The organism is Slackia heliotrinireducens DSM 20476 (genome assembly GCF_000023885.1).
In the GTDB taxonomy this organism is placed as follows: domain Bacteria; phylum Actinomycetota; class Coriobacteriia; order Coriobacteriales; family Eggerthellaceae; genus Slackia; species Slackia heliotrinireducens.
The window spans coordinates 1,992,103-2,011,468 of sequence record NC_013165.1 but is presented as its reverse complement, the minus strand read 5'-3'; the positions used below and the strand labels follow the sequence as shown (position 1 = coordinate 2,011,468).

Below are 19,366 nucleotides of genomic sequence, written 5' to 3'. Positions count from 1 at the left end.
CTCCTTACATGAATTCTTCTCGGTCGTTGACGTCATAGGTGGTGAGCACCTCGGGCGGATCGTTGAGTCCCATGGACGATTCGAACTCGCCGAACAGCGCGTTCATGTCCTGAATCACCTTGCGGTTGAGCTTCATGAGGGGAAGCCCCATGGGGCAGGCCCGTTCGCATTCGCCGCATTCGATGCAACGGTCGCCGATGTGCATCACGCGGGTCAGACTGTAGAAGCGGTTCTCGGCTACGTTGTTCTGCTTGCCCACCCAGCCTTCGCGGCGCTGGTCGACGAAGCACTCGCGGCAGGTGCAGCAGGGGCACACGTCGCGGCAGGCATAGCAGCGGATGCAGCTGGCGTACATGTTCTCGAAGTAATTCGAGCGCTCGGGCTGCGTCATGGCTTCGATCGAGGCGACCTCGGAGAAACGGTTCTCAGGTACGGGTTTCCCCACGGGCTCGCCGATCATCTCGTCGCAGAGCACCGGGTTGTTGTGGCGGCATTCGGTGCATTTCTTGAGCATCTCACCGGTCTTGCGGTCCAGCACGCCGGCGCATCCCACGCCCAGCAGGTAGACGTCATCGCGTGAAATGACCATGTCGTTGATCAGGCGCACAATGCCGCGGCTGTCGCATCCGCGGACCACCATGCCAACCTTGCCACGACCTACCAGGTCACGGGCGTATTTGGCCAGGGTGTTCACGCAATAATCGTTGTAGACCAGGCGATCTGCCTGGGCGGGGTCGGACATGACGAAAGGCGTGGTCTGGTTCTCCAGGCGTCCGGCCTCCCAGCCCACGAACACGGCGATGTCGCCCGATGCAAGCAGCTCTGCCGCACGGATTCGGATGTCGTCCTGGATAGTCATTACTGCGTCACCTCCTCAGGCACCGCATCGAAGGCTCCGTCGTCGTCATCGGGCATGGGCGGGAATTCCAAGGCGGGAATCTCGCGGGTCAGGTTCAGCGGGCCCAAGGCGCGCACCTGTTCGACCGTTTCCATGACGGTGTCGCGGAACTTGCCGGCTTCGGCGCCGGAAATCCAGCGCACCTGGAAGCGTTCGGGTTCAAGCCCCTCGTATTCCAACAGGCGCTTGAACACCATCATGCGTCGACGGGCGAAGTAGTTGCCGGTCGCATAGTGGCAGTCGCCGGGATGGCAGCCGCACACCAGCACACCGTCGCACCCCTTGTTGATGGCTTCGATGGCGTATTGCGGATTCATGCGGCCCGAGCAGGGGATGCGCAGCACGCGCACATTGGCTGGGTAGTTCATGCGGTTCAATCCCGCCAGGTCGGCACCGGTGTAGGTGCACCAATGGCAGCAAAACGCCACGATCTTCGGCTCCCAATCCTCGGGAATCCGGGCAGCATTGCTGTTCTCTACCACTGACACAGCGCATCAACCTCCCTCATGATGGACTCGTTGGTGTAGCCGAGCAGATCCATAGCTCCGGCGCGACAGGTGACGGTGCAGGCGCCGCAGCCCTGGCAGAGGCCGGGGTTCACCTGTGCCACCGGGCGCGTGACCTTCTTCGAGTTCTCGCGGAACTGCTTCTGCACGATGGAGATGGCGCCGTAGGGGCAGGTGTTCACGCAGGCACCATCGCCTTGGCACAGGCTCTCGTTCACGCGTGAGATCTGCGGGTTGGACTGCAGCATGTCTTTGTTGAGCAGACCGATGACCTTCGATGCGGCAGCGCCTGCCTGGCAGACCGTGTCGGGGATGTCTTTAGGGCCCTGGCAGGTGCCTGCCAGATAGATGCCGGCTGTGTTCGTCTCGACGGGACGCAGCTTGGCATGGGCTTCCACCAGCCAGCTGTCGGCGTCGCGGCCCACGGTGCATTTCGCAGCAAGCTCGTCGATGCCGTCGGCGGGCACCATCGCGGTTTCGAGCACTACCATATCCGCAGCGACGCTGACCTGCCGGCTTGTGAGGGTGTCCTCGCCCTTGCAGATGAGCTTGTCGCCTTCCTTAAAGATCTTCGATACGCGGCCGCGCAGATACTGGGCACCTTCATGCACCGTGTTCACATAGAACTCGTCGTAGCCTTTGCCCGGCGTGCGTACATCCATGTAGAAGACGTAGCAGCGGCCGTCGGACACCTTTTCAAGATACTGGTGGGCGTGCTTGGCCGAATACATGCAGCAGGCACGGGAACAGTAGGCTTTACCCTTGGTAGGGTCGCGGCTACCGACGCACTTGACGATGACCACCGTCTTGGGCTCGGTGCCGTCGGAGGGGCGCAGGATGTGGCCTTCGGTGGGGCCGGAGGCGTTGACCAGGCGTTCGAACTGCAGGCCTGTGATGACGTCGGGGTATTTGCCTCCGCCGTATTCGGGATACAGAGGCTTCCAGTCGATGAGCTGGTATCCGGTGGCGAAGATGATCGCGCCGTAGGTTTCGGTGGTCACCTTGTCCTCGTCGTCATAGCGGATGGCGCCGGTGGGGCACACCCGAGCGCACACGCCGCACTTGCCTTCGGTGAGCTTGCGGCAATGCGCGGCGTCGATGACCGGCTTGGCGGGCACGGCCTGGGGGAACATCTTGTAGATGGCCGTGCGTTTCTTCATGCCTTGCTCGAAATCGCTGTCCACGCGCACGGGGCATTTGGTCTCGCAGGCGCCGCAACCGGTGCACAGGTTGTAATCGATGTACTTGGCTTTCTCGCGGATGGTCACTTCGAAGTTGCCGATGTAGCCGGAGACGTTCTCCACCTCGGCCAGGGTCTTCACCGTGATGTTGGGGTGGTTGCCCACTTCCGACATCTTCGGTGTGCAGATGCAGGCCGAGCAGTCCATGGTGGGGAAGGTCTTGTCCAGCATGACCATCTTGCCGCCCAACGACGTTTCCCGTTCGACAATGGTCACAGGGAATCCGGCGTCGGCGATGTCCAAGGCCGTCTGCATGCCGGCGATGCCGCCGCCGATGACCAAGGCGCGCTTGTGCACGGGGATTTCCGTGGAATGCAGGGGCTGCAGGCGGGCCACCTTGGCCACGGCCATCTTCACCAGGTCGATGGCCTTTTCCGTGGCCACGCTGCGGTCCTTGTGCACCCAGGAGCACTGCTCACGGATGTTCGCTACTTCCAGCATGTAGGGGTTCACGGGCGTGTCGGCCAGAAGCTTTCGCCAGGTCGCCTCATGCATGCGGGGCGAACAGGCGGCGACGACCACGCGGTCGATCCCATGGTCGACGATGGCCTGGCGCAGGCCTTCCTGGCCCGGGTCGGAGCACGTGTACTTATTGGTTTCGACATGCACCACTTCGGGCAGCTTGCGGGCGGCGGCGGCTACGGCTTCCACGTCCACCGTCGCTGCGATGTTGGTGCCGCAGTGGCAGATGAACACTCCGATTCGACTCATTCTGCGGCCTCCTTTCCTTCAGGTGTCGCAGGTGCGGCAGCCGCCTTGGCAGCCTTCTCCTTCGCGGCCTTCTTGGCGGCGATCTTGGCAGCTATCTCGGCCTTCTTGCGCGCCTCTTCACGAGCGGCTGCAAGTTCCTGCTCCTCGAGCTCGAGGGCGTCCAGCTCGCGCTGCAGCAGCAGCCTCTCGGCAGGGTGGAAGTGGGTGTCGATGCCGAGTTCCTTCTGCGTGGCGCCGAAGGCCAGTCCGATCAGCTCGGTGAAGTAGTAGCAGGGGATGTCGAATGGCTCGAGGCCGCGGGCGATGCGGCTTTTGTTGATCTCGGCCTCGCGCATGTCCAAGTTGAGCATGCACAGCGGGCAGGACGTGACGATACAGTCGGCACCGTTGGCCTGGGCGTTTTGGAAGATGCGTTCGATCATCGGACGGGCTTCCTTGGGAACCGTCATCTGCTGGGCGGCGCCGCAGCATTCGGTCTTGAAGGCCCATTCCACCGGCTCGGCGCCGATGAGAGACATGATCTCCTCCATGCTCCGGGGGTCTTCCACATCGTCGAAACCGCAGACCTCGGCGGGACGCACCATGGCACATCCGTAGTAGCAGGCCACCTTCAGCGTGCGCAGGCGGCGCTGCACCTTCTCGGCGATGGCCGCCTTCACCTCGTCGTTGGAGAAGGCTTCGAGCAGGCTCACCACGTCGGCTTTCGCCTCGTAGGGCATGTCGATCAGGGCTTGCACCTCTTCCAGGTTCTCCTGGCTTTCGCGGGCGTAGACCACCGACGTCTTGAGGGAGCGGAAGCATCCGGCACAGGGCGCCACCACGTCAAGGCCTGGGTATTCGCGCTCGGATATGGCCAAGCTGCGGGCGGGCAGGGCCACGGCAAGCTCGGGGCTCGTAAGCGAGGCGGCTGAGGTGCCGCAGCAGTTCCAGTCGGGAATCTCCAACATTTCAAAACCGATGGCGCGGGTCACGTAATCGGTCGATACGGTGAACGACTTGCCGGTCGAATTGGCTGAGCAGCCGGGGAAATAGGAATACTTCATCATGATGGTTGCGCCTCCCCGTTCTGGCTGGCGTCGGAAGCCTTTCGGCGAGCCTCGTCGGCGGCCAGCGCACGGTCGATGAGCGCGGCCACGTCGGCTTTGCCTTTTATGTTGTGCATAGCCGGGCCAACCATCCTGCGCTTGAGCATGCGCGTGGCGTTGCCCATGTCCTGCATCAGGTGGCCGGACTTCAGGTTGTACGCCGCGGCCAGGTATTGTTCGTTGGACACTCCGTGCGAACGCACGTTGGCGATGAACTCGTCATCGAAGATGTCCGCCTCTGGAACAGGGCGTTTGCCGGCGTGCTTGGCGGCAAGGCGAACCGCACGCATGGTGGAGCAAATGTCCACGCCTTGCGGGCAGCGGCTGGAACACACGGAGCATTGGGCGCAGATCCACGGCGTTCTCGATTCGAGCACCGTGTCGATGGCGCCAAGTTGCAGGTACCGAATGACTTCGCGAGGCATGAGATCCATGCTTTCGGCCAGCGGGCAACCCGCTGTGCATTTGCCGCATTGGTAGCAATCCTTCAGATCGATACCGGCCTCGTCGGCAATGGCTTGGCATGCCCGAATGTCATCGGCGGAAACGCTTGATAGGTCCATGGAATGCATGGGCCGCCCCCTTTCATTTCCGATGCGCGCGAATGACCTGCATTGATTCCGTCTGATACGGAGCGAAAGCGTCAGATTGCCAAGGGCTCCGTATGAACCATGCTTGTCGCACGCATGCTTAGTTCATTGTATGGATGAGGCGGATGGCTGGCGGTGGCACAATCCGCCGTACGGCGCACACGGGCGTACGGACGGAGTCATTTTTCCTGGTTGTTAATTGTCCTTTATAAAAGATTACATATGCTAGCTTCCGGAAAATGCGAGTTCAGGCGCATTCTGCGGGTTCGGCCTGGTTTGCGGCAGCAGCGTCTCGTGGGTCTACGGTCTTTTTCGATCCGTCCCGATTCGTAAGAAGTAACCTTCCTATAACAATCTTGCGCATTGGAGCATTATTATTGCCAAAGAGTGGCAGCCTTGGCTAACTCTTTGTACCGTAAGAACCAACGATGCAGATTGTAGGGTTGTATGATTGACTACGTGGGTGAATTCGCCATTCCTGAGGGATGGGCTATCGAAACCAAAGAAGACGACCTTTGGGTCTTTTGTTGCGCCGATGGGGATCGATATGCGCATGTGGCGTATTACTCCGTCGTGCCTGGCGTGTTGCTTCTCGACATCGACTTGAAATGCCATCGGCTCCCGCAATTCGAATTGGGCCGACGTACGTTCATGACGGTCAACTGGTGTACCCAGGGCCGATGCGAGGCCTCGTCGCCCCAACGCGGGTCGACGGTTGTGGACGAGGGTCTGCTCTGCATATCGTCCTCCGTGGCAAGGACGTGTTCCTATCCGACGGGTTCCTATCGCGGATACGAGCTTGTGGTGGAGCTGGATAAGGTGATGGAAGAGCCGGGCGTGTTCGGGCAATTCGGCATACGTTTCGGCGACCTTGAGAAGCGGCTTTGTCGTCCTGCGTACGCGCTTACGGTCGAGCCGCCCGAGGCATGCCGCCATGCCATGCGGGCCATAGAGGATATTCTGGATGCGGAAGTGCCTGATAGAAACGCCATGCGTGCTGCCGTGTGCCTGCTTCTCGCAGGTTTTTCGGACATCGACCCGGCAAGAAGCCGCGTGTCCTCGTCGTACCTTCAGAAGAGCCAGAGGGAATTGGCCCAAATGCTGCACGACGCCATTCTCGAAGACCCGACCGCTCCCTTGCCCGTGTCGCGTATCGCAAATGCGCACGGCATCAGCGAGGCCAGCCTGCGCGGGTATTTCGGACGCATCTACGGCACTACTCCGACGGCGTTCGCGCGGGGCCTTGCCATGGGACGTGCCGCCAAGCTGTTGGCCAACACCGACGAGCCTGTGGGAGATGTTGCCTTGAGCTGCGGATATGTCAACCCGAGCAAATTCTCGGCTGCGTTCAAGAAGGAATTCGACGTCAACCCCCTCGAGTACCGGCGCAGGTCGCGTTTGGAATCGCGTGGGTGATCCGAGTGGTTTACGGCAGGTTGCAATGCTGCTGTGGGAAAGGAGAAATGCCAGATGACAAGGTTGAACGAAGTTGCGCCCGGCACCACCGTGCGCGTGAAGGGAGTGTCGGGCAACGTCCGGTTGCTGACACGCCTGTCAAGCGTGGGCATCATGCCGGGCAGCACCGTGGTGGTGCGCAGGAACGACAAGCATCGTCCTGTGCTGGTGTTCGAACGCGATACGCTTCTGGCCATCAACCGCGAAGAGGCGCAGCACATCGAAGTTGAGGAGGTGGCCTAGATTATGGAAGCGACGTTGAGCCTTGCCCTGCTCGGGCAGCCGAACTCAGGAAAGTCGACCCTGTTCAACGGGCTGACAGGCAGCCATCAGAAGGTTGGCAACTGGCCTGGCAAGACCGTCGAGAAGAAACTCGGAACCTGCACCCGCTCAGGCACGACCTACACGGTATGCGACCTGCCGGGCGCCTACAGCCTTTCGGCCATGAGCGACGAGGAGCAGATCACGCAGGCGTACATCGAAAGCGGCGAAGCCGATGTGGTATGCGTGATGGTGGATGCTTCCCAACTTTCGCGAAGCCTGTACATGCTGGCCGACTTCGTGGGCACCAAGGTGCCGGCCGTGCTGGTGCTGAACATGATGGATGTGGCGAAAGACCAGGGCAAACGCATTAATGCGGGACTGCTCGAACAGCGTCTGGGCATCCCTGTGGTGCCTTTCGTGGCAAACGACTCGAGCTATTACGACGCGTTCATGAAGGCTGTTGACAAGGCTGCCGCCAACAAGACCTGCGTGGACTCGCAGGCGCTGCGGAACCTGTACGCCCACTACTCGCCTGAATGGACGGCGGCCTACGAGGGCCTTGCGGGCACGAGGTCTGCGAAGCAGGAGCGTTTCGACGACGTGTGGCTGGCGGCCCAGCAGGCCACGCAGTCCGAAGACGGCGCTACGACCTGCGCCTTCGCCCGCTTCAAATGGGTTGACCAGATGCTCGAGAACGTGCAGGTGGAAGAAGGGGATGCGGCGCCTGCCTTCATGAAATGGCTGGATGCCGCCCTCATGCATCCGCGGTGGGGAAAGCCCGCCGGCGTGCTGACGTGTCTGGTCGCATTGCTGGGTGCCATGCTCATTGGTTCGCCGCTCATGATGCTGGGCCAGATTCCCGTCATGCTGTCCGGTCCGCTCGCTTCAGCCCTGACCGCCATCGGCCTGCCTGCGTTCGTCACGAACTACCTCTCAAGCGCCCTGATGACGGCCCTGTTCTTCGTGTTCTCGATGGCGGGTTTCGTGTTCGGCGTAACCTTCGTGTTCGGCATTCTTGACGAGATAGGCATCGTCGCCCGCATCAGCTACCTGTTCGACGGCACCATGGCGCGCCTGGGCCTTCCGGGCAAGGTGATGATGCCCTTCCTGTCCGGCTTCGGGTGCAACATCGCATCGGTCCACGGTATGCGCGTGGTTGATTCCTGGGGCCAGCGCATGTTGGGCATCGCCATGTGCTGGGCGGTGCCGTGCGGCTCCACCATGTCCATCATCCCCGTGCTGGCCTTCACGTTCTTCGGGTTCGGCGGCATGATCCTGGTGGTTTTGGGCATGGCTTTGGGCGTGGTTCTGGTCATGCTTCTGGTGGCGAAGGTGTTCGGGCGCAGGCTGGTTCCCGAGGAGGAGAGGGCCGGTCTGGTCATGGAGCTTCCTCCGTACCACCGTCCCAAGTTCAAGCACATCTTCATCCTGGCGCTGCGCCGCTACAAGAGCCTGGCCTGGCGCGCCTTCAAGGTCATCTTCGTGATCACCACGGTGTTCTGGCTGCTCACCTATTCGGGCACCGGCAGCATCGAGGACAGCTTCCTCTACATCGCGGGTTCCACGCTTGAGCCTATCACCAGGTTCTTCGGCATGGGCTGGCGTCTGTTCATCGCGTTTCTGAGCTCGCTTCTGGCCAAGGAGGCCATGCTGGGCGTGCTGGCGGCCCTGTTCGCATCCGCCGATCCCAACATGCTGTCCGCAGCGTCCGGCGCCTCCGCCGCAGGTTTCTCTCTTGACATGCTGGTGGGGCAGGTGTCGCCGGCCGAGGCTCTGGCCTTCATGTTCGCCTGCACCTTCAACGTGCCCTGCGTCATGGTGTTGGGTTCGACCCGTGCGGAGACCCACTCGCTGAAGTGGACGGCGATCATCGCGCTGTTCTACTTCTGCCTGGCCCTGTGCATCAGCTTCGTCGTTTACCACGTGGCGGTGCTGTTCCTGTAGGAATGCATCCGGCGCATGATTCTGAAGGGGCCCTGCACGCGGGGCCTCTTTCTTTATGGTTGGAAAACTTGTGTTGTGCCTAGGGGTCGCTTTCTTCACTATACAGTCGGTCCCAACGGGCGCGTTCGGTAAAGAGAACACTGCGGGATTACGTGCGATCGAATACGCTTGAACAGGGGTTATATCCGTCTATTTAGAAGGTTCCAATCATGCTGCAATAGATGCCTTTATCCTATTTTGTGATAATGCGGAGTTGTTGTACTTGGGGCGAATCGCAAGCCCGAAGGTTCATAAGATGTTAAGCTTTGAAACGTTCTTACGAGATGGAAGGAGTCGCAGGCTTTGGCCCGTAAAAGGAATGAAGAGACCGTAGCTGCCATTCGGAAAGCCGCATTCGAGATCATGCTCGAGTCGGGCTACGTGGCTTGCACCTATACCGAGCTCGCAAAACTCACGGGCATACCCCGCACCACCGTGCAGCATTACCTTCCCGAGAAGAACATGATCGCAAACGAGTTCATGTCTTGCATTGCCGAGCTTTGCCTGCAGCACGGCCGCATGCTTGCGGGGGAGGACCAGCGTCCCGTGGTCGTGTACTTCCTTACGGGACAGACGTCCCATGGCCTGTATTACTCGACGCCGGGCCTGCGTCAGTTCCTGCTCGACGTCTCCGCCAGCCGGGATTTGCAATACGCCGTCACGCCCGACTTCTACGACTGGTATCTCCAGATGCAGGACATCGAGGCCCCGGACGTGTGCGACTCCGTGCAAGACGCGATGACCTTCGACAACGGCGGCGTCTACGAGGTCCATTACAAGTGTATCAAAGACGGTCGGGTCCCGAACATCGCGTTTCTGAACAGGCGCGCTTTGGAGACGCTTGCCGGAATCATGGGCGTCTCGTCCGAAGAGTTCGACGATGTGGTGAAGCGCTATTCCATTGACAACGATACGCTCTTGAAGGCCGGTGCGGAACTGGCCGCCAAGCTGCGCCCTTAGGCGTCGCGCGTCTCGTTGAGCTCCTTTGCCAGACGGTACATGACGGCGGCGTTGGCTTCCAGCTGCTCACGGCTCACCAATCCCGTTTTCAGGCCTTCGACCAGGACCTTGTAGTCCTCTTTGCTGCCGGGCATGACCACGTTGCCGCCCGCCTTGGCTATCTTCCACGATTGGGGCTCGGCGTATTTGCCGCCCTTGAACATGGGGTGTACGATCCAGTCGGTCATGACCACGCCGTTAAAGCCGAACTCGTCGCGCAGGATGCGTTCGATCAACCCCTTGTGCTCTGCGGTGCGTACGCCGTTGACCAGGTTGTACGATGTCATTGCCGCTTTCGGCGCAGCCTCGCGCACGCAGATGCCGAACCCCTTCAGATAGATGTCGCGCATGGCGCGTTCCGACACCAGCGAATTGTTCTTGTAGCGGTTGGTCTCCTGGTTGTTGGCGGCGTAATGCTTGATGGTGACGCCGCATCCCGAATGCGCCTGAACGCCGCGTGTTACCGCAGCGGCCATTTTGCCCGACAGCAGCGGGTCTTCCGAGTAGTATTCGAAGTTGCGGCCGCAGCGGATGTTGCGGTGGATGTTCAGCGCCGGGGCCAGCCACAGATCCACCCCGAAGCGTTCCATCTCGCTGCCGACGATGTCGCCGAGCGCTTCGGCAACCTGTACGTTGAAGCTCTGGGCCACAGCGGTGGCGATGGGAATCATGGTGCAGTACTGCTCGTGGACGGTCTCGCCGCGCTTGGGTCTGCGGGCGAACCGGTCGGACAAGGCTACGATGGATTTCGGTAGGGCGTCGCCGATGATCGTTAGCTTGTCGTTGCCGATGGGCTGCACCACGCCTTTCTTGTCGACGACGTATTCGCGGCTGATGCGCAGACCCGCCGGACCGTCGGCGGTGACCGTGAGCGGGAACCCGCGATCGACGAACGCGCTTGTGAAGTCGCCTGCCGCGCCCGCCACCTTGTTGCTGGCGTTGCCCACGACGCTTAAAAAGCCTCCGGAGATGTTGCCGATGTTGACCAGGCACAGCTCCTCGTCGGTCATTTGCTTGACGATCGTCGGGATGTCGCCTGCCGGAGCCGGGGAGGTTTCCACGGTGGTGAAGGCCTCCGCATCGATGCGCAGCGTTCGGGGTGCGGGGTCTTCGCAGGCGTCGGTCGGCACGCACGGCGCCCAGTCCTTGAATCCGCAGCTGCCCAGGACCGCCTTCGCCCGGCGCACCGTGACCTGTCGGTCAAGCACGACCTCGGCTTCCGCCTGTGTGTCGACACTCGACGAACCTACGCGCAGGATGTAGCTGCCCGGTTCCAGGATGTAGGCCTGGTCATCAACGTCGTAGGACGCCAGGTCCTCCATGGCGAAGCGCATCGTCACGTCGCAGGATTCTCCCGGCGCCAGCTCGGGGGTTTTCGCGAATGCGGCGAGCGCCTGGTAAGGCTGGTCCAGCTTGCCCGACGGCACCGATACGTAGAGCTGCACAACCTCCTTGCCGCGGAATCCGCCCATGTTGGTGATGTGCGCGCGTGCTTGCACGGTGGTGCCATCTGCGGTTACGTCGGTCGTCTGGATGTCGAAGGCGGTGTAGGAAAGTCCGAATCCGAAGGGGAAGAGGGCTTTCACGCCAACCGAGTCGAAGTAGCGGTAACCCACGTAGACGCCTTCGAGATAACGGGTGTCGTCCTGGTTGCCGAACTCGCCGATGGGGCAGTAGTCCTCAAGTGCCGACCAGGTGGTGGACAGCTTTCCGCTGGGGTAGGAGCGGCCCAGCAAAAGGTCGGCGAAAACCAGTCCCGATTGCGCTCCTATCTGGGACAACAGCAGGATGTTGCGCACGTCGGGAATTTCGGACAGGTCGATGACGCCGCTTACGTTCAGGACGAGCAGGAACTTCTCGAACTTCTTGTCCAGCGCTTGGATGTCACGGATCTCGGTTTCTGACAGGCGCATGTCGCCGCGGGCCTCGGTTCGGTCCATCCCTTCGCCCGAAATGCGCGAAACGACGTAAACCGCCGCATAGCCATCATAATCGATGGGCAGGTCGTAGTCGGGTTCGGGCATGGCGCTTCCCATGGCGCTCATGATGGCGGCAAATCCCCGCTTGCCCTTCTTGAGGTTGGTGCGCCACTCGTCTTTCGCCGCTGCGTACAATGCGTCGTAGTCGTCGAGCCATTTCTTGGTCGTGACGGTGAATCCGGCTTCTGCCAGGCCTTGCTCGATCCCTGTGATCTCGCGCGAATAGACGTCGCCCGATCCCGTGCCGCCGCGCAAGGTGTTTCGCGCGCCGTTGCCGAACAAGGCGATGCGGCAGGGCGCCTCCAAGGGGAACGACCCGTCGGAACGAAGCAGCAACGTGCATTCCGGGGCCAGTGTGCGTACGGTCTGGTTGTGCTCGATCTCGTAATCGTTCAGCGGCATGGCGGCCTCCTGCGTAGCGATGAGCTGATTGGGTGACGTGCAAGATTTTATTCCATCGCAACACGAGGTTCTAGGTCGAGATGTCGCCGGCCTGGGGCTCGAAAGCAGTTTCGTCGGATGCATGCTTCATGGTTTACGCTCTGCCTCTTGTCTCGCGCCCAGATCAGCCCCATGCGCCCCGTGCTCAAACAGTCCTGCTTTGGTGAAATGTCCACTGGACATTTCACGTCGTGCGGAACTGCGCGCGGGACGCATGGGCCTGATCTGAGCTGATTGGGGTTGACCAGCAACACCCGTATCATGAGCTGTTCCGTTTATCGAACAGCTCGTCCCCTGCACTCTGTTAGAATGGGTCCTGTTGTGTATTGCTCTCGTTAACATGTTGTTAGGACGGACCATGAAATACTCTGAGCTTGTCGAATCCGGAGCGAACTCATCCGAGATTCAGGCCTACCTCGTGGATTCGGAGCTCGTTCCCGTGACGATCCGCATCCCGAGGAGCCTGCGCGACTCGGCGAAGGAGGCGGCTTCGCTTTCGGGGCTCACCTTCACGTCCTTCGTCAAGCAGAGCATGATCGAGAAGCTCAGCGCCCGCAGCATTCGGAAGTAGGTGCCAGGAATGTTTGACGACAAAGCCTCCTTCCGCTACTCTGCCGCCACGATGCCGATGAACGAGGACTTCTTCGAGCAGGTCATCATCGAGCACCTTCGGGACGAGCACGGCTACGAGTTCCTGCACGGCCCCGACGTGCCGCGCACCACCCCCGACTACCGCGACGTTTTCCTGCCGGCCGTCCTGCCGGACAGTCTAAGGCGCATCAACCCGGGCCTTCCCACAGCCGCCATCGAGCAGGCGGTCCTCAAGATCTCGAACATCGAGGCCGGCGGGCTCTACCAGAAGAACGAGGTGTTCAACGACTACCTGCAGTCGGGCGTTGAGGTGCACTTCTACGACGGAAAGGAGGAGCGGGACGACATCGTCTACCTGCTGGACTTCGATGACCCCGAGAACAACTCCTTCCACGTGGTCAACCAGTGGACCTTCGTGGAGTACTCGCAGAAGCGCCCCGACGTCGTCGTGTTCGTGAACGGCATGCCGCTCGTCGTCTTCGAGCTCAAGAGCCCGTCCCGCGAGGAGACCGACGCGTCGGATGCCTACCTGCAGCTGCGGCAGTACATGAAACAGATTCCCAGCATGTTCGTGCCGAACGTGTTCTGCGTGATGAGCGACATGAGCGAGACGCGCGTGGGAACCATCACCGCCGACGAGGACCGCTACGTCTCCTGGAAGAGCGTGGACGGCGACTACTCCGGCACGAAGGGGGCCACATGGAGGACGATGCTCGACGGCATGATGCCGAAGGCGCGGCTGCTCGACATCGTCAGGAACTTCGTATGCTTCAACGACGACTCGTCCAGGGTCGTCAAGATCCTCGCGGGCTACCACCAGTATTTCGGCGTGACGAAGGCGGCCGACCGGGCCGTGGAGGCGGTGGCGGGCGACGGCAAGATCGGCGTGTTCTGGCACACGCAGGGCTCGGGCAAATCGCTCTCGATGGTCTTCTTCGCCCACCTGCTGCAGGAGCGGCTGGAGAGCCCCACCATCGTGGTCATCACCGACCGAAACGACCTGGACGATCAGCTCTACGGGCAGTTCTGCCGCTGCGCGCCGTTCCTTCGCCAGACGGCCGTGCAGGCGACGAGCCGGGACGGAGCGAACGACAGCACCAGCCTGAAGCGGCTGCTCGTCGGGCGCGAGGCGAACGGCATCGTCTTCACGACGATGCAGAAGTTCATGGACGGCGAGGAGCCTTTGTGCGACCGCAGCAACGTGGTGGTGATGGTTGACGAGGCGCACCGAGGGCAGTACGGGCTCACCGAGCGCATGGACGCAGAGGGCAACGTGCGAGTCGGCGCCGCCCGCGTCGTGCGCAAGGCGCTACCGAACGCGAGCTACATCGGCTTCACCGGCACCCCGATATCGACCGAGGACAAGAACACCCGCGAGATCTTCGGCGACTACATCGACGTGTACGACATGACCCAGGCGGTTGAGGACAACGCGACCCGCCCCGTCTACTACGAGAGCCGCGTGGTGGCGCTGAAGCTGGACGAGGCCAAGCTCGCGCAACTCGACGCCGCCTACGCCGAGTTCGCATCCGAGGCCAACGCGGTCAGCGTGGAGAAGGCCAAACGCGACACGGGAGGACTCGACGCAATATTCGGCGCGCCCGAGACCATCGACGCGCTCTGCCGCGACATCATAGACCACTACGAGAACAACCGCGCCGACATCCTGGCGGGAAAGGCCCTCATAGTCGCGTACAGCAGGCCCGTGGCCATGAAGATCTACTACCGCATGATGGAGCTGCGTCCCGAGTGGAAAGACAAGCTCGGCGTCGTGATGACGATGGGCAACCAGGACCCCGAGGAGTGGTTCGACGTCTGCGGCGGCAAGACGCACAAGAAGGAGATGGAGCGCCGGTTCAAGGACGACTGCGACCCGCTCAAGATCGCCATCGTCGTGGACATGTGGCTCACCGGCTTCGACGTGCCGAGCCTCGCCACCATGTACGTGTTCAAGCCTATGAGGGGCCACAACCTCATGCAGGCCATCGCCCGCGTTAACCGAGTGTGCAAGGGCAAGGAGGGCGGCCTGGTCGTGGACTACATCGGCATAGCCCGCGCCCTCAAGCAGGCGATGAAGGACTACACCAACCGCGACCAGTCCAACTACGGCGACATGGACGTAGCGGCCACCGCCTACCCGAAGTTCCTGGAGAAGCTGGACGTGTGCCGCGACCTCATGTACGGCTTCGACTACCGCAAGGCCATCTTCACCGACAGTAAGGCGCAGCTCGCGTCCGCCATCGCAGAGGGCACCGACTGGCTGCTGGAGCCCTCGCGCGAGGAGGACCGCGAGGACTTCATCAAGCAGTGCCAGCTGATGAACCAGGCGCTCAGCCTATGCAAGAGCCTGGTATCCGAGGAGGACCAGCACGAGGCGGCCTACCTCTCCGTCCTGCGCGTGCAGGTGCTGCGGCTGACGGGCCGGCAGGGCTCCGGCGGAGGCGGCATGACCTACGCCGAGTTCAACAAGCGCGTGACCGCCATTCTCGAGCAGACAGTGCAGGCCGACGGCGTCATCGACCTGTTCGAGAAGGACAGCGTGGAGATATCACTCTTCGACGAGGCGTTCTTGCAGGAGCTCGCCAACATGAAGCAGAAGAACATCGCCGTCGAGAGCCTCAAACGCCTCATCAAGGAGCGCGTGCGCGCCTATCAGCGCACGAGCGTGGTGAAGGCGGAGAAGTTCAGCGACATGCTGCAGGGCACGCTCAACGCCTACCTGAACGGCATGCTCACCAACGCGCAGGTCATCGAAGAGCTCGTGAACATGGCCAAGGAGATGATGAAGGACCGCACCGACGCCGAGAAGCTGGGGCTATCCGACGAGGAGATGGCCTTCTACGACGCGATAACCAAGCCGCGGGCCGTGAAGGACTTCTACGACAACGACCAGCTCGTCGCCATCACGCGGGAGCTGACCGAGGCGATGCGCACGAACGCCACCATCGACTGGCAGCGCAAGGAGTCGGCGCGCGCCGGCATGCGCCGCGCCATCAAGCGGCTTCTGAGGAAGTACAAGTATCCGCCCGAGGGCGCCGATGAGGCCATGACCACCGTCATGGCTCAGTGCGAGCTCTGGGCAGACACCAAGATCTAAGCATAAGGAGAAGAAGTGGCACGCAAGAAGGCAGACAACACCGCGGAGATCGGCTTCGAGCAGCAGATATGGTCTGCCGCCGACAAGCTGCGCGGCAACATGGACGCGTCCGAGTACAAGAACGTCGTGCTGGGGCTGATCTTCCTCAAGTACATCTCAGACAAGTTCGAGCAGCGCTACCAGGAGCTGGTCGACGAGGGCGAGGGCTTCGAGGAGGACCGCGACGAGTACACCTACAAGAACATCTTCTTCGTGCCCCCAGAGGCCAGGTGGGGCGTGATCGCCGGCGCCGCCCACACGCCCGAGATCGGCAAGGCAATCGACAACGCCATGCGCCTCATCGAGGCGGAGAACGACAAGCTCAAGAACATCCTGCCCAAGAACTTCGCGCGACAGGAGCTTGACAAGCGCAGGCTCGGCGAGGTCGTGGACCTGTTCACCAACGTGCAGATGGCCGAGAAGGGCGACACCCGCGACATCCTGGGCCGCACCTACGAGTACTGCCTCTCCAAGTTCGCCGAGGCCGAGGGCAAGAACGCGGGAGAGTTCTACACGCCCGCCTGCGTCGTGCGCACGCTGGTCGAGATCATCGAGCCGTACCGCGGCCGCGTATACGACCCGTGCTGCGGGTCCGGCGGCATGTTCGTGCAGTCGGCCCAGTTCGTGAAGAACCACCAGGGCAGGATCGACGACCTGTCCGTGTACGGCCAGGAATCCAACCCGACCACATGGAAGATGGCGATGATGAACCTCGCCATCCGGGGCATCGACGCGGACCTGGGCACCTTCAACGCCGACACTTTCTTCAACGACATCCACAAGAACGAGCGCTTCGACTTCGTGCTGGCGAACCCGCCGTTCAACATGAGCGACTGGGGCGGCGAGCAGCTGAAGGAGGACCCGCGCTGGGACTTCGGCACGCCTCCTGCAGGCAACGCCAACTTCGCCTGGATGCAGCATATGATCCACCACCTGGCCGACGACGGGCGCATGGGCATGGTGCTCGCGAACGGCTCGCTTTCTTCGCAAACGAACAACGAGGGTGCTATCAGGCAGAAGATCGTGGATGCAGGCCTGGTTGAAGGCATCGTGGCCATGCCGGACCGCCTCTTCTACAGTACGGGCATCCCCGTGAGCCTGTGGATCATCAGCAAGGAATCGAACCGACAGCGCAGGACACTCTTCGTGGACGCCCGCGAGATGGGCACGATGGTGAGTCGCCGTCTGCGCGAGTTCACAGACGAGGACATAGCAAAGGTCGCCGAAACTTTCGATGCCTTCCGCAAAGGTGAGCTTGAGGACGAGAAGGGCTTCTGCGCCGCCGTCGACATCGAGGACATCGCCAAGCAGGACTACATCCTCACACCCGGCCGCTACGTTGGCATAAAGGACGAAGAAGACGACGGCGAGCCCTTCGAGGAGAAGATGGAGCGCCTGACCGGTGAGCTTGCCAAGTGTTTTGATGAGTCTAACCGGCTGCAGCAGCAGATTCGCAAGAACTTGGAGGCTATCGGCTATGGGTTCTAATGTCGTGAGTCTTGGGGACGTTGTCGATTTGTTCTCCGGTGGCACGCCATCGAAGAAGAATCATGAGTACTGGGGTGGCGATATCCCATGGGTTAGCGCGAAGTCCATGGACGCCGACAGCATTAACAGCGGTGTGCTGTATATAACCGATAAAGGGCTTGCCTCGGGAAGCAGGCTAGCTGAGAAGGGCACGATGCTCTTTCTTACACGCGGAAGTGGCTTATTCTCACGCATTCCAGTTATCTGGGTGGAGAGCCCAGTTGCCTTTAATCAAGACATAAAGTGCCTACAGGCCAAGAAACCCGATGACGCTCGATACATATATCACTGGCTAGTTGCGCAAAGGCCGGTGTTTTCTAAGATGCTTGATGTAACCGGGATAGGTGCGGGCAAAATCAATACCGATCAACTTTTAGACATGGAAATCTACTGGCCTGATGTTTTGACAAGACAGCGCATTACGCAAATCGCAGACCCCCTCATTCATGCCATTCATAGCAACAGTTGCACAAATGATTATTTGGCTGAGAGTATCAGGGCTCTTTTCTCTCACTGGTTTGTTGACTTTGCGCCCTTTACGGGTGAGCCATACGTTGAAAGCGAAATCGGAAGAATACCGTCCTCAATACGGCTAGTGCCGCTTAAAGATTTGACGAAAACAATTACGAAAGGCACAACGCCGACAACACTTGGATATAGATTCACTGAACATGGTATTAACTACATAAAAGGGGAAAGCATCCTGGATGACCATTCATTTGATTACAGCAAGTTTGCCCATATCGACGATGAAACAAACATTGCGCTGAAACGCTCGATTATCGAGAATCGCGATTTGTTATTTACGATTGCGGGGACGCTCGGTCGCTTTGCTATGGCGGTTCCCGAAATACTGCCAGCAAACACTAATCAAGCTGTTGGAATAATTCGTCCAGACGTAGAAAAAATAGCTCCTGAAGTGCTTCTATCATATTTCATAAGCGGTTGGCAAAATGACTATTACTCCCGCCGCGTGCAGCAGGCTGTTCAGGCAAATCTAAGTCTAACAACACTGAAGTCCCTGCCAGTGCCAATGCTTATCGGGGAAAGAAGAATCGAGTATGAGGATTTGATCGTTCCGATTGTCCACGCCATCGAATCCAACAATGCCCAAAACAGGAAACTGACCGACCTTCGTGATACGCTGTTGCCAAAACTCATGTCAGGCGAGATTGATATGTCGGAGATTGCGGTTTTTTAGTTTGGGAGCTACATGATGAAAAGCGCAGCTCAACTACATTGGGATTACTTCCTACTCCTCGAAAAGGATTTGATTGCCATTGCGGAAACGCTAGAACTAAGTGAAAACAACTACTCTGCATATGGACCCAGGCTGGTGCAACTGATTCTTTCAGCTGGTAGTGAGTTGGATGTTGCGCTGAAAAGCCTGGCCCTTGCCATGTGCCCAGAGAATGACGCGGCCACCAACAATCAGCCGAACATGTGTCACTTCAAGTACATGCTCATTGAGTATGCGCAGGATCAATTCGCCACCGCAAGTGTCAAATTCTTGCGTTCAGAGATTGTGCTGACTCCATGGGCTTCACTAAAAGATGGTCCAAACTGCGTTTTCGATTGGTGGGCGAGCTATAACAATATCAAGCATAAGAGGGCTGAGTATTATGAGTCGGCCAATCTGAAAACCGCATTAGAGCTAGTCGGCGCCCTCTTTGTGGTTGATGCCTATATATCAGAAGTTACACTCGAGCCGCATCATGGTTTTACGCAGATTGTCGATTGGGATAGCCATAAGCATATGCCGCAACTTGAGCAGTACTACGCCGCCAAATATTCAATTGGAAAGAAATAAATAAACTCGGTCTTGCCTATCTATTACATGATTGATGCAAATCGAACGGCTCCGTATGTATATCTGCTATATCTGAGAACAAGACGCTAGCTATGCTCCTGTGAGGGCATTATAAAAATGAAACAAATGATTATAATAGCGATATAAATG

General features: G+C 59.8%; 15 protein-coding genes. 9 read left to right on the top strand and 6 right to left on the bottom strand.

The window, feature by feature from the left end; all coding sequences use genetic code 11:
* Positions 1–4: 4 nt before the first annotated feature.
* The 5 genes from SHEL_RS08710 to SHEL_RS08690 are packed head-to-tail and all read right to left on the bottom strand — an operon-like array spanning position 5 to position 5,013.
* Positions 5–859, bottom strand: coding sequence for a 4Fe-4S dicluster domain-containing protein (locus SHEL_RS08710; RefSeq protein ID WP_012798900.1), 855 nt, complete (start codon positions 857–859; stop codon positions 5–7).
* On the bottom strand, positions 859–1,386 hold the full coding sequence (locus SHEL_RS08705; protein ID WP_197720351.1) for a hydrogenase iron-sulfur subunit: 528 nt from the start codon (positions 1,384–1,386) through the stop codon (positions 859–861). The genes SHEL_RS08710 and SHEL_RS08705 overlap by 1 nt, the downstream gene beginning before the upstream one ends.
* On the bottom strand, positions 1,374–3,356 hold the full coding sequence (locus SHEL_RS08700) for a CoB--CoM heterodisulfide reductase iron-sulfur subunit A family protein (RefSeq protein ID WP_012798898.1): 1,983 nt from the start codon (positions 3,354–3,356) through the stop codon (positions 1,374–1,376). Before SHEL_RS08700 ends, SHEL_RS08705 begins: the two co-directional genes overlap by 13 nt.
* Complete coding sequence (locus SHEL_RS08695; protein ID WP_012798897.1) at positions 3,353–4,402, bottom strand: CoB--CoM heterodisulfide reductase iron-sulfur subunit B family protein; 1,050 nt, start codon at positions 4,400–4,402, stop codon at positions 3,353–3,355. The genes SHEL_RS08700 and SHEL_RS08695 overlap by 4 nt, the downstream gene beginning before the upstream one ends.
* Positions 4,399–5,013, bottom strand: coding sequence for a 4Fe-4S dicluster domain-containing protein (locus SHEL_RS08690; RefSeq protein WP_012798896.1), 615 nt, complete (start codon positions 5,011–5,013; stop codon positions 4,399–4,401). The genes SHEL_RS08695 and SHEL_RS08690 overlap by 4 nt, the downstream gene beginning before the upstream one ends.
* Positions 5,014–5,478: 465 nt before the next feature.
* Here SHEL_RS08690 and SHEL_RS08685 point away from each other — a divergent pair, with 465 nt between their 5' ends.
* From SHEL_RS08685 to SHEL_RS08670, 4 genes are all read left to right on the top strand, one after another.
* Positions 5,479–6,447, top strand: a complete 969-nt coding sequence (locus tag SHEL_RS08685) for a helix-turn-helix domain-containing protein (protein ID WP_012798895.1) — start codon at positions 5,479–5,481, stop codon at positions 6,445–6,447.
* Positions 6,448–6,501: 54 nt separating this feature from the next.
* Complete coding sequence (locus tag SHEL_RS08680) at positions 6,502–6,729, top strand: FeoA family protein (protein WP_012798894.1); 228 nt, start codon at positions 6,502–6,504, stop codon at positions 6,727–6,729.
* Between the two features lie 3 nt (positions 6,730–6,732).
* The gene (feoB, locus tag SHEL_RS08675; RefSeq protein ID WP_012798893.1) at positions 6,733–8,694 is read left to right on the top strand and encodes a ferrous iron transport protein B; all 1,962 of its coding nucleotides are present in this window, start codon (positions 6,733–6,735) and stop codon (positions 8,692–8,694) included.
* Positions 8,695–9,036: 342 nt separating this feature from the next.
* On the top strand, positions 9,037–9,693 hold the full coding sequence (locus SHEL_RS08670; protein WP_012798892.1) for a TetR/AcrR family transcriptional regulator: 657 nt from the start codon (positions 9,037–9,039) through the stop codon (positions 9,691–9,693).
* Here SHEL_RS08670 and SHEL_RS08665 read toward each other — a convergent pair.
* Positions 9,690–12,113, bottom strand: coding sequence for a glycoside hydrolase family 3 protein (locus SHEL_RS08665; protein WP_012798891.1), 2,424 nt, complete (start codon positions 12,111–12,113; stop codon positions 9,690–9,692). The two genes, SHEL_RS08670 and SHEL_RS08665, sit on opposite strands and share 4 nt — an antisense overlap.
* 397 nt (positions 12,114–12,510) lie before the next feature.
* Here SHEL_RS08665 and SHEL_RS08660 point away from each other — a divergent pair, with 397 nt between their 5' ends.
* Genes SHEL_RS08660 through SHEL_RS08640 form a run of 5 tightly spaced genes read left to right on the top strand, consistent with a single transcriptional unit; the run spans position 12,511 to position 19,216 of the window.
* Complete coding sequence (locus tag SHEL_RS08660) at positions 12,511–12,723, top strand: hypothetical protein (protein WP_012798890.1); 213 nt, start codon at positions 12,511–12,513, stop codon at positions 12,721–12,723.
* A 9-nt stretch (positions 12,724–12,732) separates the two neighbouring features.
* Positions 12,733–15,840, top strand: coding sequence for a type I restriction endonuclease subunit R (locus SHEL_RS08655; RefSeq protein WP_012798889.1), 3,108 nt, complete (start codon positions 12,733–12,735; stop codon positions 15,838–15,840).
* Positions 15,841–15,855: 15 nt separating this feature from the next.
* A complete protein-coding gene (locus SHEL_RS08650) occupies positions 15,856–17,367 on the top strand; it encodes a type I restriction-modification system subunit M (RefSeq protein ID WP_012798888.1) in 1,512 nt (503 codons plus the stop codon).
* On the top strand, positions 17,357–18,607 hold the full coding sequence (locus SHEL_RS14890; RefSeq protein ID WP_012798887.1) for a restriction endonuclease subunit S: 1,251 nt from the start codon (positions 17,357–17,359) through the stop codon (positions 18,605–18,607). The genes SHEL_RS08650 and SHEL_RS14890 overlap by 11 nt, the downstream gene beginning before the upstream one ends.
* Positions 18,608–18,619: 12 nt before the next feature.
* Entirely contained in the window at positions 18,620–19,216 is a 597-nt protein-coding gene (locus tag SHEL_RS08640) for a hypothetical protein (RefSeq protein ID WP_041422528.1), read from the top strand.
* Positions 19,217–19,366 lie beyond the last annotated feature (150 nt).